This is a genomic window from Roseobacter sp. HKCCA2468 (assembly GCF_037805105.1).
Classification (GTDB): Bacteria; Pseudomonadota; Alphaproteobacteria; order Rhodobacterales; family Rhodobacteraceae; genus M30B80.
The window spans coordinates 173,868-195,838 of record NZ_JBBLYN010000004.1 but is presented as its reverse complement, the minus strand read 5'-3'; the positions used below and the strand labels follow the sequence as shown (position 1 = coordinate 195,838).

20 protein-coding genes are annotated in these 21,971 nt (G+C 56.4%); 8 read left to right on the top strand and 12 right to left on the bottom strand.

The features are described 5' to 3' along the window. Position 1 precedes the first annotated feature (1 nt). Complete coding sequence (locus AAC620_RS10865) at positions 2-202, top strand: hypothetical protein (protein WP_340244940.1); 201 nt, start codon at positions 2-4, stop codon at positions 200-202. Positions 203-204: 2 nt separating this feature from the next. On the opposite strand, the gene AAC620_RS10860 is transcribed toward AAC620_RS10865, so the two are convergent. Genes AAC620_RS10860 through AAC620_RS10850 form a run of 3 tightly spaced genes read right to left on the bottom strand, consistent with a single transcriptional unit; the run spans position 205 to position 3,253 of the window. Beyond that, positions 205-1,233 carry an ABC transporter substrate-binding protein gene (locus AAC620_RS10860; RefSeq protein ID WP_340244939.1) on the bottom strand — a complete coding sequence of 343 codons (1,029 nt, stop codon included), beginning with the start codon at positions 1,231-1,233 and terminating at the stop codon, positions 205-207. Continuing rightward, a complete protein-coding gene (locus tag AAC620_RS10855; protein WP_340244937.1) occupies positions 1,203-2,588 on the bottom strand; it encodes a sensor histidine kinase in 1,386 nt (461 codons plus the stop codon). Before AAC620_RS10855 ends, AAC620_RS10860 begins: the two co-directional genes overlap by 31 nt. Then, positions 2,585-3,253, bottom strand: coding sequence for a response regulator transcription factor (locus AAC620_RS10850; protein ID WP_340244935.1), 669 nt, complete (start codon positions 3,251-3,253; stop codon positions 2,585-2,587). Before AAC620_RS10850 ends, AAC620_RS10855 begins: the two co-directional genes overlap by 4 nt. A 141-nt stretch (positions 3,254-3,394) precedes the next feature. Here AAC620_RS10850 and AAC620_RS10845 point away from each other — a divergent pair, with 141 nt between their 5' ends. The 4 genes from AAC620_RS10845 to AAC620_RS10830 all read left to right on the top strand — a co-directional run bounded on the left by AAC620_RS10845 (position 3,395) and on the right by AAC620_RS10830 (position 7,637). Beyond that, positions 3,395-4,381, top strand: a complete 987-nt coding sequence (locus tag AAC620_RS10845; RefSeq protein WP_340244933.1) for a tripartite tricarboxylate transporter substrate binding protein — start codon at positions 3,395-3,397, stop codon at positions 4,379-4,381. A gap of 108 nt (positions 4,382-4,489) precedes the next feature. Continuing rightward, positions 4,490-4,996 (top strand): tripartite tricarboxylate transporter TctB family protein, encoded by a 507-nt coding sequence (locus AAC620_RS10840; RefSeq protein ID WP_340244931.1) that lies wholly within the window; start codon positions 4,490-4,492, stop codon positions 4,994-4,996. Between the two features lie 12 nt (positions 4,997-5,008). Next, a complete protein-coding gene (locus AAC620_RS10835; RefSeq protein WP_340244929.1) occupies positions 5,009-6,526 on the top strand; it encodes a tripartite tricarboxylate transporter permease in 1,518 nt (505 codons plus the stop codon). A gap of 76 nt (positions 6,527-6,602) precedes the next feature. After that, on the top strand, positions 6,603-7,637 hold the full coding sequence (locus tag AAC620_RS10830) for an AbrB family transcriptional regulator (RefSeq protein WP_340244928.1): 1,035 nt from the start codon (positions 6,603-6,605) through the stop codon (positions 7,635-7,637). A gap of 46 nt (positions 7,638-7,683) precedes the next feature. Here the strand turns inward: AAC620_RS10830 and AAC620_RS10825 are convergent, their stop codons facing one another. Beyond that, complete coding sequence (locus tag AAC620_RS10825; RefSeq protein ID WP_340244927.1) at positions 7,684-8,760, bottom strand: sodium-dependent bicarbonate transport family permease; 1,077 nt, start codon at positions 8,758-8,760, stop codon at positions 7,684-7,686. Between the two features lie 112 nt (positions 8,761-8,872). On the opposite strand from AAC620_RS10825, the gene AAC620_RS10820 reads away from it, so the two are divergent. After that, complete coding sequence (locus AAC620_RS10820; protein ID WP_340244926.1) at positions 8,873-9,766, top strand: LysR family transcriptional regulator; 894 nt, start codon at positions 8,873-8,875, stop codon at positions 9,764-9,766. Here AAC620_RS10820 and AAC620_RS10815 read toward each other — a convergent pair. The 3 genes from AAC620_RS10815 to AAC620_RS10805 form a co-directional block, all read right to left on the bottom strand. Continuing rightward, positions 9,763-11,193 (bottom strand): NAD-dependent succinate-semialdehyde dehydrogenase, encoded by a 1,431-nt coding sequence (locus tag AAC620_RS10815; protein WP_340244925.1) that lies wholly within the window; start codon positions 11,191-11,193, stop codon positions 9,763-9,765. The two genes, AAC620_RS10820 and AAC620_RS10815, sit on opposite strands and share 4 nt — an antisense overlap. A 110-nt stretch (positions 11,194-11,303) precedes the next feature. Further along, on the bottom strand, positions 11,304-12,791 hold the full coding sequence (gene glpK, locus AAC620_RS10810) for a glycerol kinase GlpK (RefSeq protein ID WP_340244924.1): 1,488 nt from the start codon (positions 12,789-12,791) through the stop codon (positions 11,304-11,306). Positions 12,792-12,794: 3 nt separating this feature from the next. After that, positions 12,795-13,574, bottom strand: coding sequence for a DeoR/GlpR family DNA-binding transcription regulator (locus AAC620_RS10805; RefSeq protein ID WP_317656614.1), 780 nt, complete (start codon positions 13,572-13,574; stop codon positions 12,795-12,797). Positions 13,575-13,764: 190 nt separating this feature from the next. Between AAC620_RS10805 and glpD the strand changes: the two genes are divergently transcribed. After that, entirely contained in the window at positions 13,765-15,342 is a 1,578-nt protein-coding gene (gene glpD / locus AAC620_RS10800; RefSeq protein WP_340244922.1) for a glycerol-3-phosphate dehydrogenase, read from the top strand. Position 15,343: 1 nt separating this feature from the next. Here glpD and AAC620_RS10795 read toward each other — a convergent pair whose 3' ends face one another. Further along, positions 15,344-16,864: a deoxyribodipyrimidine photo-lyase gene (locus AAC620_RS10795; protein ID WP_340244921.1), complete on the bottom strand. Its 1,521-nt coding sequence runs from the start codon at positions 16,862-16,864 to the stop codon at positions 15,344-15,346. A 78-nt stretch (positions 16,865-16,942) separates the two neighbouring features. Here AAC620_RS10795 and AAC620_RS10790 point away from each other — a divergent pair, with 78 nt between their 5' ends. Beyond that, complete coding sequence (locus tag AAC620_RS10790; RefSeq protein WP_340244919.1) at positions 16,943-17,902, top strand: DMT family transporter; 960 nt, start codon at positions 16,943-16,945, stop codon at positions 17,900-17,902. Here the strand turns inward: AAC620_RS10790 and arsJ are convergent. The 4 genes from arsJ to trhO all read right to left on the bottom strand — a co-directional run bounded on the left by arsJ (position 17,882) and on the right by trhO (position 21,939). Beyond that, positions 17,882-19,135, bottom strand: a complete 1,254-nt coding sequence (gene arsJ, locus AAC620_RS10785; RefSeq protein WP_340244918.1) for an organoarsenical effux MFS transporter ArsJ — start codon at positions 19,133-19,135, stop codon at positions 17,882-17,884. The genes AAC620_RS10790 and arsJ overlap by 21 nt on opposite strands. Next, on the bottom strand, positions 19,132-20,130 hold the full coding sequence (locus AAC620_RS10780; protein WP_340244916.1) for an ArsJ-associated glyceraldehyde-3-phosphate dehydrogenase: 999 nt from the start codon (positions 20,128-20,130) through the stop codon (positions 19,132-19,134). The genes arsJ and AAC620_RS10780 overlap by 4 nt, the downstream gene beginning before the upstream one ends. A gap of 3 nt (positions 20,131-20,133) precedes the next feature. Next, complete coding sequence (locus tag AAC620_RS10775) at positions 20,134-20,958, bottom strand: arsenate reductase/protein-tyrosine-phosphatase family protein (protein WP_340244914.1); 825 nt, start codon at positions 20,956-20,958, stop codon at positions 20,134-20,136. Positions 20,959-21,036: 78 nt separating this feature from the next. Beyond that, a complete protein-coding gene (trhO, locus tag AAC620_RS10770) occupies positions 21,037-21,939 on the bottom strand; it encodes an oxygen-dependent tRNA uridine(34) hydroxylase TrhO (protein WP_340244913.1) in 903 nt (300 codons plus the stop codon). Positions 21,940-21,971 lie beyond the last annotated feature (32 nt).

Here is a 21,971-nt window from a genome sequence, read left to right as displayed (position 1 = left end):
CATGTTCAATGATGATGTTGCCGCCATTTGTCCTGAATGTGGGGCAAGCGATATCGCGATGGATGCGACAAAGATCACCTGTCAATCTTGCGGTCATTTCGAGGCTTTGGGCCTTGAGGCCGAAGGATCAAGCGCGGCACTCACAAGCCTCTCGCAGGCCTATGCGATTTCCGTTTTGCAACGCTGGAGTTTTGCAGGCTAGCGTTATTGTTGGACAATCGCGTTTTCCCATTCGGCCAAGAAATTGCGCCGATTGAGCGGGTCAAGATAGACCATCAGGGCGGGGCCGATCCGAATAGGCCCAAATCCCGCACTAGACGCAGCAGGCGATGCGTCATTGAGCGGTGGCAGGGGCCAACCATCGGCCCCATCGCGCAGGGCGATACTGAGCAGCGCATCAATAAACGCCCCTGCATCGTTTGGGTTCTGCGCCGTGCTTGGGATCAAGGCGGTGCGCAAAATCACGTTGGAAAAATCGGTCATCCGCAGAATTTGGACACGACCTTCGGATTGATCGGCCAAACGTTCCGCCACGTAACTGCCCAAGACATTATAGGCGAGGGCCAGTTTGCCACTCATCACATCCTCAATCATTTGGCTTGAACAGCAATAGAGCATGGGGTTGAGACGGCCCATCACTTCGGAGAGTCGCCAATAGGCATCTGTGGCACGGGCTTCCTGCGTGGCGAACAGATAGCCAAGCCCGCTGTCCCGCACATCATAGGTGCCGATAGACCCTGCGAACCGTGCAGGGTTGTCGCGCAAAACTTCGATCAAATCCTGCCGCGACTGCGGAATGGATAGCCCCTCAAAATATTCAGTCGAAACCAAGACCACCGCGGGCTCGGTCGTGAATGCGAAAATGACATCACGCCATGTGGCCCAGTCTGGCAGGCTTTGTGTCATGGGCGAGCGATAGCGTTGTGTCAGCCCATCATTGGCCAGTTGGAATTGCAAATCCATCGCCGATGAAATGGCCACATCATAAACCGCGCCTGAACTGATCTCGCGATGCAAATCCGCGGAGGAGGCAACTGTATATTCCAAATCTAAGGTTGGATTGGCGCGATGAAACGCTTCGAGATAGGGTGTGAAGACGTCCAAATCAGCGGTGGAGAGTATCCGCAAAACCCTGTCGCCCGTGCCTTCGATGCGTAGGAAATCCTCTGGTTCAAAGGCGGTTGCAGGGCTGATCCAGAGACTTAAAGCAAGGGTAAGACAAGCGAGGCGCATGTGCCCTTTCCTTCCTTATTATTTGACAATTCTAAGCGCCCCCCATGGGCGGCCAAAACATCAGCGGCAATGGTAAGACCCAATCCTGATCCCACAATGTTTTCGGTGTTGCGTCCTCGTTTGAAACGCTGCGTGAGAACCTCGGCAGGGTCATCGCCTAGCCCTGTGCCCTCATCGCGCACAGTGATGTAGCCATAGCCCCCTTTGGTCTCCACGCAAATTGATATGGTGGTGTCTTCAGGCGAATACTTGATGGCGTTGTCGAGAATATTGCGCAACGCGCTGTCGAGCAGCACCGCGTCACCTGCAACGATGATGTCCTCGGCTTTCAGGTCAATGTCGATATCCTTCATGCTTGCCGTGGGGGTCATTGCAGTCGCCGTTTGGGCGGCCAAACTTTTGAGCGAGATATGATCGCGCAAAAGATCATCCGCGCGGAAGGCTACGGTCGCGTGATCCAAAAGCTGTCCCGCCGAACGGGAGCTTTCGTCAATCGCGCGGATCATCTGGCGCAGGCGGTTGCGTTCAGCCTCGCCTGAGGCGTTGCGCAAGGCAAGATCCGCTTGCACCCGCACAGTTGCCAAAGGCGTGCGGACGCGATGGGCGGCCTCTAGAATGAACTCTTCCGAGCGGCGAATGGATTGCCCCAAACGATCCATAAAGCGATTGAGTGCGGCAATGAGCGGCGCCAATTCATCAGGGGCGGGGCGGCGCAAGGGGCGCAAATCGGATGGCCCGCGCCGCGAGACAGCCCCTGCAATCTCATTCAAGGGCCGCAATGATGTGCGGGCGGCAAAAAAGGACAGCAGCACCGCGACCAAGAAAAAGGCAATCGACAACAGGCCTGCTTGACGCGACAGGTCAAGCGCGATGGCGGCGATACCTTCGCGGGTTTGTCCGACTGTGACGATCACCAATGTCGGTTGATTTCCCGCCAATATGCGGCGCGAGAGCGTGGCCAGTCGCAAATCTTCGCCGCGATAAGATTGCGTTGCAAAACTGACCTCGCCTGCGCGGGTGTTCGGGTCAGTGGCAACGGGAAGATCTGCATAGCCTGTCAGCAATGCGCCATTCGCGGTGACCCGATAAAAAACCCGATCCTCGCTAATCGCGCCGAGCATGGAAAACGCAGAATAGGGCAGTTCAAGCCGCAATTCGCCCTGCTCGCTGCGCAGGGTTTCGGCGATTGCAGTCACAGCAGCGGCCAAGACGTTATCTTGGGTTTCTTCGGCGGCTTGGCGGGCAAATCCCGCAACCATCCCCCAAGACAGCAATGACAACAGTGCCGCCACAATCGCGAGATAGAGCGTTAATCGCCGACCAATGGAACCTGTGCCCTGTTGCGCCTCGCTCACGGGGTTTTCACCTCCATCCGATACCCAATGCCGCGCACAGTCTCGATGTGAATATCCGTTCCCTCAAGACGGCGGCGCAAGCGGCCCACATAGACTTCAATCGCGTTTTCTGTGATCTCTGCATCATAGGAAAACAGCCTGTCCATCAATTGCGCCTTTGACAAAATCTGTCCTTGATGGCGCACGAACACTTCCAAAAGACGCAATTCGCGGCTGCGCAATTCGATTGTATGCGCGCCATGGCGCAGCGTGCCTGCAAGCGGGTCAAAGATGGTTTGGCCAAGCGCGATATCATTGCGCGCGGCCCCGCCGCGGCGGCGCAAAACGGCGCGGCACCGCGCCTCTAATTCGGAAAAATCGAAGGGTTTCGTGATGTAGTCATCGGCCCCTTGGTCAAGGGCGCCGACCCGATCCGACACTTGGCTGCGGGCGGTTAACATGATCACGGGCGTTTCGATATGGATGCGGCTTTGCGCCAAAAATGCGCGACCATCGCCATCGGGAAGCATTACATCAAGCAAGATCAGATCGTAGCCGGCATCCGCAAGGCAAGCGCGCGCATGGGCCAAATCTGGGGCGTGATCGACCGCATGACCGTCCAAGACCAGACGTTTGACCACCGCTTCGGCCAATTCCTCGTTATCCTCTACAAGCAGATAGCGCATTGGGCGCGTGGCCTTTCCCTGACTATTCCCCAAACAGGTGGGCTGATGTTTTCGTCCTGCGTGTCAGGCTCGTGTCAGCTTTCTGTGGTCGGGTGAGACTATGGCGGTGGAGGATCGCCTGTCAAATGGGAGGAATACACTATGAACACCTTTGGGTGGACACGCCGCGCTATGATCGCGGCTGCAACTGCTACGCTTGCATTCTCGGGCATGTCCAATGCAGGCGGGCATCAAATGATGGATCAGGTTCACTTCCTCATCCCCGGCGGTGCTGGCGGTGGTTGGGATGGCACAGCGCGCGGAACGGGCGAGGCGTTGGTCAATTCTGGTCTCGTGGGCAATGCCACATATGAAAACATGTCAGGCGGTGGTGGCGGTGTCGCCATTGCGCATTTGATCGAAAATGCGGCCTCAAGCGATGGCACATTGATGGTAAACTCGACCCCCATCGTGATCCGCGCTTTGACGGGTGAGATTTCTCAAAGCTTCCGTGACCTGACTTTGATTGCAGGCACAGTGGGTGACTACGCGGCATTGGTTGTGACTGCAGATAGCCCGCTGGCTTCGATGGAAGACGCGTTGGCTTCATACCGCGAAGCGCCGATGGATTTCGCCATTGGTGGCGGTTCTGTTCCTGGCGGGATGGATCACTTGGTCGCCGCGATTGTGATGCAGGCTGCGGGCGAAGATCCTACTGCGTTTAACTATATCGGTTATGATGCTGGTGGCGAGGCGATGGCGGGTTTGCTGTCGGGCGAGATTGATGCGCTGTCCACTGGCTTTTCCGAAGCGGTTGCTTTGGCCGAGCAGGGCGAAGTCCGTATCTTGGGCGTGACCGCCCCTGACCGCGTTCCTGCCTATGCAGACGCGCCAACCTTCGCTGAGCAGGGTATTGATGCGCAATTCGTGAACTGGCGCGGGTTCTTCGCCGCACCTGGCATGGCGCAAGAAAAAGTTGAAGTCTACCAAGCGATGTTGGCGGCGATGATGGAAACCCCTGAGTGGGAAGAAGTGCGCGGCCGTATGGGTCTGGTGAATATCTACCGCCCCGGCGCTGAGTTCCAAAGCTTCCTTGAAGCACAAGAGCAGCAGATCGGTGATCTGATGCGCGAGTTGGGCTTCCTCTAAGAGGGGAAGCGCGTTTCGCGCGATTGATCTTTGGGTGGGCTGCCTCATTTTGTGGCCGCCCATCCTTGCAACAGACCCACAAATTTGGCTGAGACAAAGGGGGCGTTTATGGCCTTGGAACGTTGGATTGCATTGGCCTTTGTGGCGCTATGCTGCATCTATGGCTATGCTGCATTTTTCACGATGGATCATCTCTTGCCTGCAATTTTGCAGCGCAATCCGATTTGGCCATCAACATTTCCAAAAATCCTGAGCGTGCTTGGGGTGATTGTGGGTTTGGTTGTGCTGTTTTCTGGCAAGTCCGCAAAGACAGTCGAAGCAGATACAACAAAAGAGCAAAGCGCCGAAGATATCGATCACCGCCGTCTTGGGGATTACAATATCGGCCAAGCCCTGTCGCTTTTGGCGCTGATGGTGGCTTATGCGCTCTTTCTGCGCCCTGCGGGGTTTGTGGGGGCGACCATTCTTTTCCTTGCGCTAGGTGGGTTCATCTTAGGCGAGCGGAAATTTCACATTCTTATACCTGTGGCCGCGATTGCCGCAGGCACGATCTGGTATCTTGTGCAGGAGGTGCTGGGTATTTTCCTGCGCCCTTGGCCTGCGTTTTTGATGTGAGGGGGACGCATCATGCTTGAAGGTTTGCTTCTTGGCCTTGCAGCCGCAATAACGCCCTTTCATCTTGCGATGGTCGTGTTTGGCTGCGTGATTGGCACTATTATCGGTATGTTGCCCGGTCTTGGGCCAATGTCGATTATTGCAATTATGATCCCTGTTGCGATTGGATTGGGCGATCCAACAGGTGCCTTGATCTTGTTATCTGGCGTCTATTATGGCGCGATTTTTGGCGGGTCGACCTCGTCAATTTTGCTCAATGCGCCGGGGGTCGCGGGAACAGTTGCCACCGCCTTTGATGGATACCCGATGGCGCAAAAGGGTCAAGCGGGTAAGGCGCTGACGATTGCAGCCATTGCGTCCTTTGCAGGGGGCACAATCGGCGCGATCTTGTTGATGATCTTTGCACCTGCGCTGTCCTCGGTCGCGCTTTTGTTCCATTCGGCGGAATATTTCGCGCTTATGGTTGTTGGGCTTTCGGCCATTGCCGCCTTTGCGGGCACAGGGCAAGTCGCCAAGGCGCTGATGATGACCATTCTTGGCCTTATCATGGGCACTGTCGGTGAAGGGGCCTTGTCCAATATGCCGCGCTTCACCTTTGGGATCATGGAATTGCAATCGGGGTTTTCCTTCATCACCCTCGCGATGGCCATGTTCGCCCTGCCTGAGGCGCTGTTCTTAGTCTTAAACCCCGCGCGTGGTGCGCAAGGTGGTTCGGGCGGCGAGATCAAAGATCTGCGCATCACCAAAGATGAGGCCCGCAAAATTGCACCCGTCATCGGGCGGCAATCGGTGCAAGGGTTCTTCATCGGTGTCCTGCCAGGTGCGGGGGCCACGATTGCATCCTTTTTGGGATATGCGGTTGAGCGCAACATCGCCAAAGGCGAAGAGCAGGCAGAATTCGGCAAAGGCTCAATCAAGGGTTTGGCCGCACCCGAGACTGCGAATAATGCGGCTTGCACGGGCTCTTTCGTGCCACTGCTGACTTTGGGTATTCCTGGCTCTGGGACAACGGCGATTTTGCTTGGTGCGTTGATCGCCCTGAATGTCACCCCTGGCCCAAGATTGATGACCGATGAGCCTGATGTGTTCTGGGCGGTTATTATCTCGATGTATATTGGCAATCTGGTTCTTTTGGTTCTGAACCTGCCGCTTATCCCCTATATCGCCAAACTGTTGACGATCCCGCGGGCCTATCTGATCCCGTTCATTTTATTCTTCACGTTGATGGGCAGCTATATCGGCCAAAACAATGCGACTGAATTGCTGATCTTGGTGGGTTTTGGGGTGGTTGCTACGATCTTGCGCTTTGCAGATTATCCCCTTGCCCCGCTTCTGATTGGGTTCATCCTTGGCACGATGATGGAGGATAATTTTGCCCGCGCTATGCAGCTTTATCGTGGATTTGGCTTTATCCTTGAACGTCCAATGACCTTGGGGTTGTTGATCCTTGCGGTGGGTCTGGTTTTTGTGCCCGCCTATCGCGCCCGCCGCGCGCGCTTGCGTCAGGCTGGTGTTGCAGATGGCGATTGATCAGCGCAAAACATAAGTAATCGGGCGCGGGGGTAATCCGCGCCCCCTTTTGTTGAAAATTTCAAAGGCCCATCGGGTGCGTCCGACCGCTCAACGCATTGTCAAAGAAACTCTGCCCACGCTTGCGCTTGGCGCGGCGGGGGCTGGGCTTTTTTGGCTGATTGGGTTTCCTGCCTATATGCTGACTGGGCCTGCTGCAGCTGTTTCGGTTGCCACGATATTGGGGCTGAAAAGTTTAATCCCCTTGCCCTTGCGCGATGTGGTGTTCGTGGTGATTGGCGTCTCGATTGGCAGCACGGTCACACCTGAGGTGATCGAGACTGCGCTGACATGGCCAATATCCTTGGCCATTTTGGCGGTCACTTTGGTTGTGCTGATTTTTGCGCTGCGGGCCATCTTGATGCGCGGTTTTGGCTATGATGTGATGACCGCGACCCTCGCCGCCACGCCTGGGCATCTCAGCTATGTTCTTGGGTTGTCGACCTCAATGGGCGTGGATGTGGCGCGGGTTGCGTTGGTGCAGGCCACGCGGGTTTTGTTGCTGACCCTCTGTGTGCCCTTGCTGATCTCACTTTGGGGGATGACAGGCACGGCCTATGTCGTGGATCACGGGGCCATCAGCCTTTTGGCGGCTGCGGTTGTTTTCGCGGCAGCCTTAGCTCTGGGTCTTATCTTTAAACGGGTTTCGATACCTGCGCCGCTTTTATTGGGCGCGATGGCCGCATCGGCCATTGGTCATGGGGCGAACCTGACCCCAGGCAATTTGCCGATCTGGCTGACCTCACTGGCCTTTATGGTGATGGGCTGCTTGATTGGCACGCGATTTCGGGGGCTGGATCGTAAGGGCCTATTGGGGGCCTTGGCGGCGGGGGCGGTGGGAACGCTCGTCTCCTGCGCGGTGGCGGCGCTTGGCGCTATCATTGCGGCGGAACTGATTGGCTTGCCGCCTGCAGCCTTGCTTTTGGCTTTTGCACCGGGTGGGGTGGAGATCATGGCGGCTTTGGCGGTCAGCACAGGCCTTGAGCCTGCATTGGTTGCAGCGCATCATGTGGCGCGCCTCCTGATTTTAAGCGTAGCCGTGCCGCTGCTGATTGTTCGGATGAAGCCATAAGATCAGGCGGCGTGATACCACACCGCCCGATCATTTCTGTCTTTCGTCAGCCGACCAGATAATTGGCGGCGGCCATCCAAAGCGGGATGGAAAGAAGCGCAATCGGTGTCCCGATCCCCGTTGATGTGCCGATATAGGCCGAAGGATTGGCTTTGGGCAAAGCGCCGCGCAATGTGGGCGGGCCAGATATGTCGGAACTCGATGCGGCCATCACCGCCAGAAGCACCATTCCGCCCTCAGAAAAGCCCATGAGGTTATGCGCCACCAACCCAAGTCCAAGCCCGATTGCACCATGCACAAAGGGCGCGCACAGACCATAAAGCAGATAGGCATGAGCCACCTTGCGCAATTCGGACAGCCGCGCCCAAGCCTCCATGCCCATCACAAGCATCAAGAGAGACAGAAGGCCATGAAACAGCGGTTTGTAGAATTCTTGGTAGATGGCATCGGGCTTTGCAAAAAGACCAATGGCCAACCCCAAAAGGAGGGCAGAGATGGCAGGGCTGCGCAGCGTGTCCAATAATATTGTCTTGGCGATTGCGCCTGCCTCTGGGCCATCCCCTCCACCAAGAAGCCCCGCTTTTCTTGTGCCGCCCCCTAAGACCATTGCGCCGCCGTTTATGGTCATGCCCGCCTCTTTGCGGGCGGCGGCCATCCGTGCCACGAGAATTGCGGTGATCAAAGCGGCGACATCCATGAACGGATAGAGCGCGCCAATATAGCCTTCATAGGTGACTCCTTCGGCTTCTAGCATGGCCATGCCTGCGGCCAAGGTCGAGGCGGAAACGGCCCCAAACAGCCCCGCTGTCGCCATTGCATCCATGTCGGTGACCCCGTGTAATTTCCGCAGCGTCACCCGCCCCAACAGCACAATGGCAATACCTGCAACCGTTGCCATCAGCGCGGGCACGGCAAGCTCGATCAGATTGGATTGCGCAATCTCCATGCCGCTCGAGAGGCCGACCTTGAGCAAGAGAAGCATAACGATCAGCTTGTAGATTGGCTCGGGCATTTCAAATTTGCTTGAGGCTGCGGCCAAGACCATGCCGCCGATCAAAAAGGCAAGCGTTGGTTTCTGTAGCTGCTCAAGCATCGTCATCAAGATGTTAATGATAATATCCATGGCTCTCACCCCTTCGTTTGGTGGGGCGGGTGTCGCGCAAATACTGAATTATATCAAATATATGTTTTCTTTGTTTTTGTTCTATTTTATAGAATTATGGGGGGGTGCCATTATGCGATTAAACCTACATCACCTGCATCTGTTCCATGCCATCGCCCAAGATGGCACGTTGACGGGGGCTGCCGCGCGGTTGAACATATCGCAATCTGCTGTCTCGACCCAATTGCGCGCGCTTGAAGCCTCACTTGGGCATGATTTATTCGAGCGGCGCGGGCGCGGTTTGATCCTGACCGAAGCAGGCCGCATCGCGTTGGATCACGCCGATACGATTTTTCGTACCGCCTCTGACCTGACGGCCATATTGGGCGAGGCGGGTCGCGCGCGCAGTCGAGTGCGGGTTGGCGCCTTGGCGACCCTCTCGCGCAACTTTCAAATGCAGTTTCTAAAGCCGCTGTTGAACACCCCCGATCTAGAGGTCAGTGTGCAATCTGGTGTTCAAGATGATCTTTTGCGGGGCCTTGAAGATCTGTCCTTGGATGTGGTGCTGACAAATCTTGCGCCTGCGCGCGATGCGCAGACGCCTTGGCTGATCCATGCGATAGATGAACAACCCGTCAGCCTCATTGCAGCGCCTGCGCGTATCGCTGGTCGTATCACCGGGCGGGGCGATGATTTGGGCGCGCTGCTGCGGGACATGCCATTGATCCTGCCAAGCCCGCAAACCGCAATTCGTGCGGGGTTTGATGCTTTGGCGGCACGACTTGGGGTAACCCCGATTATTGCCGCAGAAGCGGATGATATGGCCATGTTGCGTCTATTGGTGCGCGAAGATGCAGGGCTTGGCGTGATCCCGCCCATTGTTGCGCGCGATGAATTGGCTTCGGGCCGATTGGTTGAGGTAAAGCGGCTAGAGGGCATCACCGAAAGCTTTTTTGCGGTGACCCGTGCGCGCCGCTTCCCAAATCCGCATTTGGCCGAGTTGCTTAAGGTTGCACGGGCGACCTAAAACACAATCTGCGCCAATTTTGTATCGAGGTAATCCTCGATTCCTTCGCTGCCGCCTTCACGACCCAAGCCAGAGAAATTCGTGCCGCCAAAGGGCGCTTCACTTGCGGCAAGGGCGAAACTGTTGATCCCGACCATGCCCGCATGCAGGGCTGCAACTGTGCGCTTGGCGCGGGCGGGATCGCGGGTGAACGCATAGGCGGACAGACCCATGGATGACGCATTGGCGCGGGCCAACACCTCGTCTTCATCACGGAAGCTGGTGATGGCGGCAATTGGGCCAAAGTTTTCTTCCGAAAAGACGCGCATCTGGTCGGTGACATTACTAAGAACCGTTGGGCGATAGAAATAGCCCGAGTTATGCCCACTGTCGCGCACGCCACCACAGTGCAAGGTGGCACCGTCTTGCACCGCCTCCTCGACAATTGCGGTGATCTCAGCGAGGCGACGGGCATTGATCAACGGCCCCATTTCGCTTTTCTCGTCCAAGCCATCGCCAAGCGTCAAAGCATCGGCTCGTTTCGTAAATTCAGTTATGAAGGCATCATGCAGGCTTTCATGGACGAAAAAGCGATCTGGCGTGACGCAGACCTGTCCCGCATTGGCGAATTTTGTGGGGACGGCCATGTCGAGGGCTGTTGCCAAATCCGCATCATCATAAATGATAAGCGGGGCATTGCCGCCCAATTCCATCGAAACTTTTTTCACCGTCTCTGCCGCATCCCGCAGCATCTCTTGGCCCACGCGTGTCGAGCCCGTGAGAGAGACTTTGCGCACACGCGGGTCTTTCATGATGGGCGCATATGTGTCGGCCGTTGCGCCTACGACCAGATTGATTGCGCCATCGGGCCATCCCCCTGCACGCAAACAGTCAATCATGATCATCGCAACCCCAGGTGTTTGGGAGGAGGGGCGCAAGATCACGGGGCATCCCGCGGCCAAAGCAGGGGCCAGTTTGCGCGCAGGGAGTGAGGCGGGGAAGTTCCATGCAGTGAAAGCTGCGGCAATTCCCACGGGGTCTTTGGTCACTTCGAAGCGACCATTGGGGACGCGTGATGCGATGATCCTGCCATAGATGCGGCGGGCCTCTTCGGCATACCAACGGAATTGATCCACAGCCAAAACCCATTCGCGGCGGGATTGTGCCAATGGTTTGCCTGTCTCGCGAGAGATCATTTGCGCAGCCTCTTCGGCGCGGCTTGCCATGGCATCGGCTGCTTTGTGCAACGCATCTGCGCGCCCAAATCCCCCCATGTCCAAAAGTGCGGCGCGGGCCTTATCCGCCGCATCGATGGCGCGCGCAGTATCTGTTGTGGCGGCCGTGTAGACCCGACCGAGAGGGGTTTCGGTGACGGGCGAGATCACATCGCTTTGTTGGCCAGACTTGACCCATGCCCCATCAATAAAAAGACCGAAATCAGCATACATCTTCAAAAACCCTCCCACCGATACACGGGTTAGGGCTATCTGAGTTTCAGGACTCAATCAACAAAAAATGCAAAATAAAGAATTCCGCAATCATTGTTGCAGGTCTGGTGTTAAGCCCCGGCCGCGATGGTCGCAGCAACCGCCCTTTGCCAACGCGCATAATCTGAAGCGCGGGTATCTGCATCCATCTTGGGGGTGAATTGACGATCTATGGCCCAAGTTTTTCTGAAGCCTGCTTGGTCTGGGTAAAGGCCTGCCTTATAGCCTGCCAACCACGCAACGCCGCGGGCAGTCGTCTCAAGGTGCGTGGGGCGGTCGACCGGCGCATTCAGGATATCGGCCACATATTGCAGGGTATAATCTGACGAGCTCATGCCACCATCCACCCGCAGAACCGTTTGGCCCGTTTGCGAAGCTGCCATATCGGCGGCCATAGCCTCCATCAGATCACGGGTTTGCAAGCCCACAGATTGAAGCGCGGCGCGCGCCAATTCATTCGGCCCTGTGTTGCGCGACAGACCGAAAACGGCCCCACGGCATTCGGAATTCCAATAGGGTGCGGCTAAACCCGTAAAAGCGGGCACAAGCGTGATGGCTTGGCCTTGATCTGCGGCTTTGGCCATGTCTTGTGTCTCTGCCGCCGAGGCGATGATGCCCAACCCATCGCGCAACCACTGCACCACCGCGCCCGCAATATAGATGGAGCCCTCTAGCGCATAGGCCGTTTGCCCATCCATGCGATAAGCGATGGTGGTCAAAAGTTTATTCTTCGAAGGGACAGCAGTTGCGCCTGTGTTCATCAGCGCAAAGCACCCAGTGCCATAAGTGACTTTGGCCATGCCTTTGTCAAAACAGGCTTGGCCAATTGTTGCAGCCTGTTGGTCACCCGCAACGGCGCGGATCGGAATTTCTGCGCCGATGACATCCATTGCGGTTGTCCCGAAATGCGCGTCACAATCGAGAACATTCGGCAGGACTGCGCGGGGGATGTTGAAAAGCGAAAGGATATCTTCGCACCACTCAAGGCTGTGGATGTCGAACAGCATCGTGCGCGCGGCATTGGTCACATGGGCCGCGCCCCCCGTCAGATGCCAAATCAGCCAAGTGTCCACTGTGCCAAAGGCCAATTCGCCCGCCTCGGCGCGTCTGCGGGCATCTGGGATTTCATCTAACATCCATGCCAATTTGCTGGCTGAGAAATATGGATCAAGCACAAGCCCTGTCTTGGCGGTGATCATCTCTTCATGCCCTGCGGAACGCAAAGTTGCGCAGCGATCCGCTGTGCGGCGGTCTTGCCAAACGATGGCATTGTGCAAAGGCGCGCCCGTTTTGCGATCCCACAAAAGCACGGTTTCACGTTGATTGGTGATGCCGATGGCCGCAATCGCCGTTGCGGGTGTCGCGGCATCGCGCAAGGCGGATGTGATGCAATTTCGCGTGGTCTGCCACAAATCCATCGGGTCATGCTCGACCCAGCCCGAGCGCGGGTAGTGTTGGGTAAATTCCTCTTGCGCCTGTGCAAGGGCATCAAACCCTGCATCGTAAACAATCGCGCGGGTCGAGGTGGTGCCTTGGTCAATTGCAAGAATATGGGTCATGGTTTAGGCCCCTGTCGAACTGTATGGGATTATATGTGTTGCAAGCCCCCAATCACGGCAACGTGCGGCCAATGGGGCGTCAAGCGGATGATCTGTAAACAGCGCATCAATTTGCGAAAGTGCAGCGATTTTTGCAGGCGCGCTGCGCGTAAATTTTGAGCGGTCGGCCACCAAAAACACGCGCCGCGATTGTGAGATGATTGTCTGGCTGACCCCCACCTCTTGGATGTCGAAATCCAACATATCCCCTTCCGCATCAATGGCTGAGCATCCTATGACCGCAAGGTCAAATTTGAACTGTGCCACCGCATCCGAGGTCAGCTTGCCGATCAGCCCCCCATCGGCGCGGCGCAATTGCCCGCCCGCAAGGATGATCTCGCAATTGGGATTGGCGGCAAGGATGGTCGCGACATTGATGTTATTTGTGACCACCAAGAGATTCTTGTGATGCAGCAAATTTTGCGCAACGGCCTCTGTCGTGGTGCCGATATTGAGGAAGAGCGAAATGTCATCGGGTATTTGGGCCGCACAAGCTGCCGCAATGCGTGCCTTTTCTTCAGCGTATAACCCGCGCCGCATTTCATAGCCGATATTTGATACGCTCGATGGCAGGATCGCGCCGCCATGGACGCGCTCTAATTTTCCCGCATCGGCAAGATCGCTAAGGTCGCGGCGGATGGTTTGGGTGGTCACGCCAAAATGCGCGGCCAGCCCTTCGACACTCACTTTCCCCTCGCGCCGTGCGATGTCGAGAATCTCTGGCCAGCGAAAGCTTTGCGACATGCGCGTTCCTTTTCCTTTTCGCGCATTTGCGCGGTTAACAGACCTTAGATGGCTTAAAATCGGGGGTCAATTCTTCGAATGACGTTAAAAATGAATAATTTTGAAGATTAATATTTTCGTTTGTGTTCGTTTGTGCCATAGCGGCGTTAGGTTTCGGTGGAATGAGGCCCGCAAGAAAGGCGCAATGGATATGACGAGCGAGATTGACGATCTTTTCATCATCGGCGGTGGCATCAATGGCTGCGGCATTGCCCGCGATGCGGCGGGACGCGGCTTGACGGTGCGTTTGGCGGAAATGAACGATCTGGCCTCGGCTACGTCTTCTGCATCGACTAAGCTGTTTCATGGTGGGTTGCGCTACCTAGAATATTTTGAGTTTCGCTTGGTGCGCGAGGCGCTGATTGAGCGTGAAATTTTGCTTAAAGCCATGCCTCATATTTCTTGGCCGATGCGGTTTGTGCTGCCCTACCATAAAGATATGCGCTTTGAGAGCCAAACCCCCACATCGCGACTTTTGGCGCGGCTTATGCCGTGGATGGCGGGGCGGCGTCCGCAATGGTTGATCCGATTGGGCCTGTTTCTTTATGACCACTTGGGCGGGCGGGAGATATTGCCTGGAACCTCGGTGGTGGATTTGCGCAAAGGCCCTGAAGGGGCGGCGCTGCACCGTAAATTTTCCAAGGCCTATGAATATTCAGATTGTTGGGTGGAAGACAGCCGTCTTGTGGCGCTGAATGCCCGCGATGCGGCCGAGCGTGGCGCGGTGTTCTTGCCGCGTCACAAGGTGGTGACCGCCAAGCGGGAGAATGGCATTTGGAAGATCAGCACCCAGACCCGCGATGGTCAAACCCATCACCATCAGGCGCGGATTTTGATCAATGCCGCAGGGCCATGGGTCAGCGATGTGATCGGCCAGAAGATCGGTCAAAACAGCAAAGGCGGCGTGCGTCTCGTGCGGGGCAGCCATATTGTGACCAAGCGTCTTTATGACCATGAGAAATGCTACTTCTTTCAGGGTGAGGACGGGCGCATATGTTTCGCCATTCCTTATGAGCAGGATTTCACCTTAATCGGGACGACCGACAAAGATCACCGCGACCCCGATACCCGCCCCGAATGCAGCACCGATGAGCGGGATTATATGCTGTCCTTTGTGAATAACTATTTCAGCACGGCTGTTACTGCCGAGGATATCGTGTGGTCTTATTCTGGTTTGCGGCCGCTCTATGATGACGGCGCGCAATCGGCATCTGCCGCGACACGGGATTACACGCTGATCCTTGAAGGGGATGGGGATGCGCCCTTGCTGAATATTTTTGGCGGCAAGATCACCACCTATCGCCGTTTGGCGGAATCCGCGCTTGAGAAAATCGCAGAGTTCACGAAATCCGCGCGCGGGCCGTGGACGGCGGGGGTAGCCTTGCCAGGTGGCGATTTCGGGGTGGGGGATGTGGATCGGTTGATTGCAAGCCTTGTGGCGAATTATCCGTTCCTTACGCCCAAATGGGCCACGCGCCTCATTCGCGCCTATGGGCGGGATGCTTGGGCGATACTGGCGGGGGCTCAAACATCAGAGGATCTCGGTCGCGATTTCGGCGCAACTTTGACCGAGGCAGAGGTGCGTTGGCTTATGAAACACGAATTCGCGCAAACAGCCGAAGATGTGGTTTGGCGGCGCAGCAAGTTGGGGCTGCGGCTAGACCCATCACAAATAGCGGCCCTTGATGCATGGATGCAAAGCGCCGCAACGCAGATGGCCGCAGAATAGGCTAATCAAACAGGGACAATTGTTCCGTTGGGTGTTTGGCGGCACGTTTTGTCTTGCGGGGGGATTTGCGGCTGCCATGGCGGGTGAGAACTGCAACCGCGCCCGCCTTGTGATCGGGCGCACGGCGCTTGGCCCAAATCTGATCTTTGGCCCATTTGGCGCGCGCCGCAGGATCAAAGATGGGGTTGGGGTAGGTTCGACCCAAAATGCCATGCGCGTCAGGATGCACCCATGGGCGGTGCAGGGCATCCCCTGAGAGCTGTGCAAGTTCAGGCACCCAACGGCGGATGAACACCCCATCAGGGTCTTGATCCAACCCTTGCTTGATTGGATTATAGACGCGGATCGTGTTGATGCCCGTTGTGCCAGATTGCATCTGCACCTGTGACCAATGAATTCCAGGCTCATAATCGGTGAACATCCGCGCCAGATGCAGGCCCGTTTCGCGCCAATGGAACCACATGTGATAACTGGCAACGGCCATTACCATCGCGCGCATGCGGAAATTCAGCCATCCCGTGTGATGCAGGGATCGCATACAGGCGTCCAGAAAGGGCAACCCCGTTTGCCCCTCTTTCCACGCTTCAAACCATGGATACCCCTGTGGATCATCGCGCAGACCATCATAGGCGGGGTGCATATTCTCCCATTCGATCCGTGGTTCGTCTTCAAGTTTTTGGATGAAATGGCAGTGCCAATAAAGGCGGGATTGAAAGGCGCGCAGGGATCCGCGCCAGTCTTTGTGGCTCGGCCCTTTGGGTAGGGTGCCTGCGCGCCGTGCGGCGGCTTGTGCCACCTCGCGGAGCGAGATTGTGCCGAATGTCAGATGCGGCGATAGGCGCGAGCAGGCATCAGCACCCAAAAGCGGGCTAGACATTGCCGCGCGATAGGGCGCGCCGCGTTCAGTAAGAAAACTATGGAGCAGCGCGCGTGCTGCCATTGATCCGCCAATCTGCAGGTGATCCCCGCCATCGGGCGCAAGGCCGAGATCCGCAGGCTTTGGTAAATCGAAACTGGGTGCATCGCAAATTGGTTCAAGATGCGGGGTTGCATGGCAGGGATGTGACATCTGTTTGTCCCATTCCTCCGCCCATCCGTTGCGCGAGGGTAAGTTTCGGATGACACCGAATTGGCGCGGTTCGTGCCATGGGATGGATTTCGATTTGCACCATGCCGCAACCCGTTTGTCACGCGCATATGTCCAATCATTTCCCGTTTCTTGATGCGACCACAGCGCGGCAATTGTGTGCGCCGTTGCGATTTCTTCGAGCACCGCAACGGCATCCCCGCGAAGGATCACAAGCGGCTGACCCAAGCGCGCCAATGCCTCCCGCAACTCTCCCAAGGATTGCCGCAGAAACGTCCAATGTCGCGCGCTTGCATCAGGCTCGGCCCAGAAATCAGGCTCAATGATATAGAGGGGCAAAACAGGCCCGCGCGCTGCCGCAGAGGCGAGGCAGGCGTGATCTGTAACGCGCAAATCACGTTTGAACCAAACAAGCTGAACAGGCCGCTTTTCCATGATCTTGCAAATTAGTGCGTTCATTGGGCTTGTCAGCAATTTGTCCAGTCGACAGAAGCTGATTTGCGGCCTAAGGATGTGGTATACCAAATCCGTGGGCCCATTATGCCGACCATTCCAGACCTGCCGCATAACACAGCGACACCAAGTGAAACCCCCAAAGCCCCGAGCAATCTCAAGGGTTTGGCCCTTATGGCCTTGGGTTTTTTCTTATTTGCTGCCGTAGACACAATGGCCAAATTCCTGACCGATCTGTTTCATCCAGTGCAGATCGTTTGGACGCGGCAATTGGGGCTGCTGTTTGGGGTTTTGGTTTTGCTGCTGTGGCGCGGGCCTGTGATTTTGCGCACGGCGCGACCGAAATTGCAGGCGTTGCGCGGGGCGATTGCGGTGATTTCGGCCACATGTTTCATCTTGGGCGTCAGTTTCGTGCCGTTGGCCGATGCGGTCGCCGTGACATTTGTGGCGCCTTTGATCGTGACTGTTCTGGGCGCCGTCATCTTGCGCGAAACGGTGGGATGGCATCGGTGGGCTGCGATTTCCATCGGTTTCATTGGCACGTTGATCGTGATCCGACCGGGCCTAGGGATCGTGCATCCCGCGGTTCTTCTGGTGCTTTTTGCCGCCAGTTTATTTGCCTTGCGTCAGGTTTTATCGCGTATGATTGCGCCCTATGACAACACCTATACCACGGTAGCTTATACCGCGCTTGTTGGCAGTGCGTTGATCAGCCTGCCGCTGCCCTTTGTATGGATTTGGCCAAGTGACCCCGTCTCAATCGTTTTGATGATTGCAATCGCGGCGATTGCAGGTGTGGCGGAGCTCATGGTCATCCGCGCGCTGGAGATTGCGGAGGCGGTGGTATTGGCCCCTGTGCATTATTCGATGATCCTATGGTCGGTCATGTATGGCTATCTCGTCTTTGCGCAATTGCCTGATGGGTGGACGCTTATTGGAACGGCCGTGATCGTGGCCACAGGTCTTTACACGATGCATCGGGAGCGCCTTGCCGCGCGCTCACGCCGTGCTGCGGTTTAGGCGATTTGCGGCGACCGCCGATAAGGCCAAAAGTCCGCTTGCTACCATCAAGCAGGCCTCAACCCCGCCCCATTGATAGGCAAGGCCCGATAGGCCCGTGCCCAACAATCGGCCTGCCGCATTCGCCATGTAGTAGAAACCAACATCTTGGCTGACCCGCTCGGATTTTGAAAATGCGAGAATGAGGTAAGAGTGCAGGGCTGAGTTCACGGCAAATATCGCGCCAAAGACCAACAGACCCAAGACCAGCGTCACAGTCAGCCAAGGGGCGGGCGTGCCTGCGGTGGAGACAGTAATCGCCAAAAGCGCAGGGATTGGCACAAGCGCCAAGGCCCATTGGCGCGCACTTGCAGACAGTTGCGCCAGATTGTTAGCCCCTTTGCGCAGGATGCGCGGGGCCATGGCCTGAACAGTGCCATAAAGGATGATCCAGACCGCCATGAAGGTGCCAATCATGAAAAAGGCCGCGCGTCTGCTTTCATCGCTGCCATCGGAAAGAACGGCGTAGAAATAAACGGGGATGCCCACCACAAACCACACATCCCGCGCGCCGAATAAAAAGACGCGGGCCGCAGACAGACGATTGATATTTTTGTCTCGCGAGATGACGGTGGAAAACTTGGTCGCTTTGTTCCCTTTGGGCAGGCCGTCTGGCATGAAGAAAAGCAGCGCCACAAGGATCAGTGCCAAAATAGCTGCCATGCCCAACAAGGCGGTGTTGTAGCCATAAAGTGCCAAAAGGCCTGCGCCCAAAAGGAACCCCAATCCCTTTACCGCGTTTTTTGATCCTGTCAGCCAAGATACCCATTTCAGCAATCCAGCCCCTTCGGGTGCCAAAAGTTTGACAGCCGATTTTGAGGACATTTTCGCCAGATCCTTGGCCACGCCTGAGGCCCCTTGCACGGCCATCACATAGGCCACAGATGCGCCGATCGACCACGCAGGATCCAGCGCGGTGAGGGCCAAAAGCGCACCAACCTGTAGGATCAGCCCCGCATATAAGGTGCGGGTCAGGCCAAACCGCGCGGCCAGCCAGCCCGCAGAAAGATTGGTTATAACGCCTGCAAGCTCATACAGTAAAAACAGATAGGCCAGTTGAACGGGACTAAAGCCGCGCTCGTGAAAGGCCAAGAGAACCAACATCCGAAGCGCGCCATCCGACAGCATAAACGCCCAATAAGCCGCTGTTACGGCGATATAGGCGGGCAGGGCGGATGGCTTTGGCGCGGTCATAGGCTTGCGCCAACCATGCGCGCGACATCAATCAGGCGATGGGCATAGCCCATTTCATTGTCATACCACGCATAAATCTTGGCCTGCGTGCCATTAATGACCATCGTGGATGGCCCATCCACAATCGAGGATCGCGTGTCATTGGTGTAATCCGCACTCACCAAAGGGCGCGCTTCAAAGCCGAGGATGCCGTTCAGCGCCCGTTCTGCCGCACGCGCGAAGGCTGCGTTGATTTCCGCTGCCGTGGTCTCGCGGTCAAGCTCAAAGACGCAATCGGTCAGGGACGCGTTCAACAAAGGCACGCGCACAGCGTGCCCATTCAGCTTGCCCTTCAATTCGGGATAGATCAGCGTGATCGCCGTGGCACTGCCCGTTGTGGTCGGGATCAGCGAGTTCAGCGCAGACCGCGCGCGGCGTAAATCTTTGGCTGGCCGATCCACCATGGTTTGGGTGTTTGTGACATCATGGATTGTGGTGATTGAGCCGTGCTTGATGCCAAATTCTTCCATCATCACTTTAACCACAGGGGCAAGGCAATTTGTGGTGCAGCTTGCCGCTGTCACGATGTGATGCGCGGACGGGTCATAAATCTCATGGTTCACGCCATAGACGATATTCGCGGTGGGGCCATCTTTGACGGGGGCGGAGACAATGACCTTTTTAACGCCTGCGGCGAAATAGGGCGCAAGGGCCGCAGCTGTTTTAAATTTCCCCGTGCAGTCAATGACCACATCCACCCCCTGAAGGGGCAGGTCATGGATGTCTTTGGTGCCAATAAAAGGAATGCGTTGGTCATTTATGATGACAGCATCTTCAGTTGCTGAGAAAGACGCGGGCCAGCGGCCATGCACTGTGTCAAACTCCAACAGATGGGCGTGCATGGCGGCATCACCGACCGCATCATTGATCCATGCGATCTCTGCGCTCGCCTCAAGCAAGGGGCGCAGCGCAAGCTTGCCGATGCGGCCCAATCCGTTCAGCGCGTAGACAGTCATATCTCAATCCTCTTTTGAAATCTCTGCAATGTGATCTACCGCCTTTTGCAGCGCCGCGCGTTCTAGGCTTTCGAGGGGCAGGGCGGTGAAGGCGGCAATACGATTGCGCAACGCGCCATAGGTTGCCTGAAACGCCAGTCCCCGCTCGGCAACGCTGCCTTGAGCCTTTACAGGGTCAGGCAGGCCCCAATGCCCGCTGACAGGCTGCCCTGCCCAAGCGGGGCAATCCTCATTGGCGGCCACATCACAGACTGTAAAAACAAAATCCATCTGTGGCGCTTCGGGCGCTTGGAAAACGCTAAGATGCTTAGAACTGAGAGCAGAGGTATCATGCCCTTTTTGGCGCAGCACCTCGAGCGCGAGCGGGTTGAGCGTGCTTTGCGGTTGGACACCGGCGGAGTATACGCGAAACCGATCCCCGCCCATATCGCGTAGCAAAGTCTGAGCCATGATGGAGCGTGCCGAGTTTCCCACACAGAGGAACAGCACATTAAATGGCCTGCCGTCATTCTGCGGGTCAGGCGCACAGTCAAACTGAAGGTTTACCCGTCCACGGCAGCACTCTGAAAATAGAGCAGCCATCATGTCATGGGTGGCGTCCATCGCCACGCGATAGCGCAGCGAAGTGCCTTCGCGTTCTTGCACGATCAACCCTGCCTGATGAAGCGCGCCAAGATAGGCCGACAAGGTCGAGGGTTTAACCCCCAAAGCAGCACCAATTTCCCCCGCCGCGACCGCATCAGGATAACGGCGCATCAGCAGGCGAAAAATATCAAGGCGTGGGCCATGGCCCAAAGTTGACAGCTGTGTGACGAGTATATTTTCCATATTTCGCGAATAATCGAAATAATAGGCCGCGCATAGGCCCAAATTGTGCTGTCATGAAAAATTCACAGAGAGCGTAAATTAGCCTGCCAAATGGCTTTCACCGCGGGCTTTGGCCAAGGCAATCTGGTGCTGACGTTCGCGGAAACGCGCGCGATCTTCATCGCTGTGCTCGCCCATACATTGATGACAGGAGACGCCTTCTTCGAAATGAGGATGTCTGCGATCTTCGTCAGAAATTGGGCGGCGACAGGCGCGGCACAGACCATAAGGCCCCTGTTTAAGGCCGTGACCGACAGAGACGCGTTCGTCAAAGACGAAACATTCGCCCTGCCAAAGGCTGCTTTCTTGTGGCATTTCCTCAAGATATTTTAGGATGCCGCCTTTGAGGTGATACACCTCCTCCACGCCTTGATCCTTGAGGAACGCGGTGGATTTCTCGCAACGGATGCCACCGGTGCAGAACATTGCGATCCGCTTGTTGTGAAAGCGATGTTTGTTTTCCTCCCACCATTGTGGGAATTGGCGGAAACTTTCGGTCTGTGGATCAACCGCGCCTTTGAAAGTGCCAATGGCCACTTCGTAATCATTGCGCGTGTCGATCACGGCAACATCAGGGGCCGAGATCAATTCGTTCCATTCTTCAGGCGCAACATAAGTGCCCACGATTTTGAGCGGATCAGTTTCTGGCACACCCATCGTGACGATCTCGCGCTTCAGGCGCACCTTGAGGCGGCCAAAGGGCATTTCGGTGGCTGTGCTTTCTTTCCATTCAAACGCCGCACAACCAGGCAGGTTGCGGATATGGGATAGCACCGCGTCAATCCCTGTGCGGCTGCCTGCGATGGTGCCGTTGATCCCTTCGCGCGCCAAAAGAAGCGATCCCTTGATCCCCTGCGCCTCGCAAAGCCCAAGCAGGGGCGCGCGCAACTCTTCGGGCGCGTCAAATCGGGTAAAGTGATAGAGGGCGGCGACAATATACATAGCTGCGCATTTACGCCCTTGCATTGTGCAAC

Coding starts and splice junctions, on each gene's coding strand:
- arsJ (WP_340244918.1), bottom strand. CDS start 19,135: ATGACCGCGCCAAAGCCATCCGCCCTGCCCGCCTATATCGCCGTAACA.
- AAC620_RS10780 (WP_340244916.1), bottom strand. CDS start 20,130: ATGACTGTCTACGCGCTGAACGGATTGGGCCGCATCGGCAAGCTTGCG.
- AAC620_RS10840 (WP_340244931.1), top strand. CDS start 4,490: ATGGCCTTGGAACGTTGGATTGCATTGGCCTTTGTGGCGCTATGCTGC.
- AAC620_RS10845 (WP_340244933.1), top strand. CDS start 3,395: ATGAACACCTTTGGGTGGACACGCCGCGCTATGATCGCGGCTGCAACT.
- glpK (WP_340244924.1), bottom strand. CDS start 12,791: ATGACCCATATTCTTGCAATTGACCAAGGCACCACCTCGACCCGCGCG.
- AAC620_RS10815 (WP_340244925.1), bottom strand. CDS start 11,193: ATGTATGCTGATTTCGGTCTTTTTATTGATGGGGCATGGGTCAAGTCT.
- AAC620_RS10835 (WP_340244929.1), top strand. CDS start 5,009: ATGCTTGAAGGTTTGCTTCTTGGCCTTGCAGCCGCAATAACGCCCTTT.
- AAC620_RS10865 (WP_340244940.1), top strand. CDS start 2: ATGTTCAATGATGATGTTGCCGCCATTTGTCCTGAATGTGGGGCAAGC.
- trhO (WP_340244913.1), bottom strand. CDS start 21,939: ATGTATATTGTCGCCGCCCTCTATCACTTTACCCGATTTGACGCGCCC.
- glpD (WP_340244922.1), top strand. CDS start 13,765: ATGACGAGCGAGATTGACGATCTTTTCATCATCGGCGGTGGCATCAAT.
- AAC620_RS10820 (WP_340244926.1), top strand. CDS start 8,873: ATGCGATTAAACCTACATCACCTGCATCTGTTCCATGCCATCGCCCAA.
- AAC620_RS10775 (WP_340244914.1), bottom strand. CDS start 20,958: ATGGAAAATATACTCGTCACACAGCTGTCAACTTTGGGCCATGGCCCA.
- AAC620_RS10825 (WP_340244927.1), bottom strand. CDS start 8,760: ATGGATATTATCATTAACATCTTGATGACGATGCTTGAGCAGCTACAG.
- AAC620_RS10850 (WP_340244935.1), bottom strand. CDS start 3,253: ATGCGCTATCTGCTTGTAGAGGATAACGAGGAATTGGCCGAAGCGGTG.
- AAC620_RS10805 (WP_317656614.1), bottom strand. CDS start 13,574: ATGTCGCAAAGCTTTCGCTGGCCAGAGATTCTCGACATCGCACGGCGC.
- AAC620_RS10860 (WP_340244939.1), bottom strand. CDS start 1,233: ATGCGCCTCGCTTGTCTTACCCTTGCTTTAAGTCTCTGGATCAGCCCT.
- AAC620_RS10795 (WP_340244921.1), bottom strand. CDS start 16,864: ATGGAAAAGCGGCCTGTTCAGCTTGTTTGGTTCAAACGTGATTTGCGC.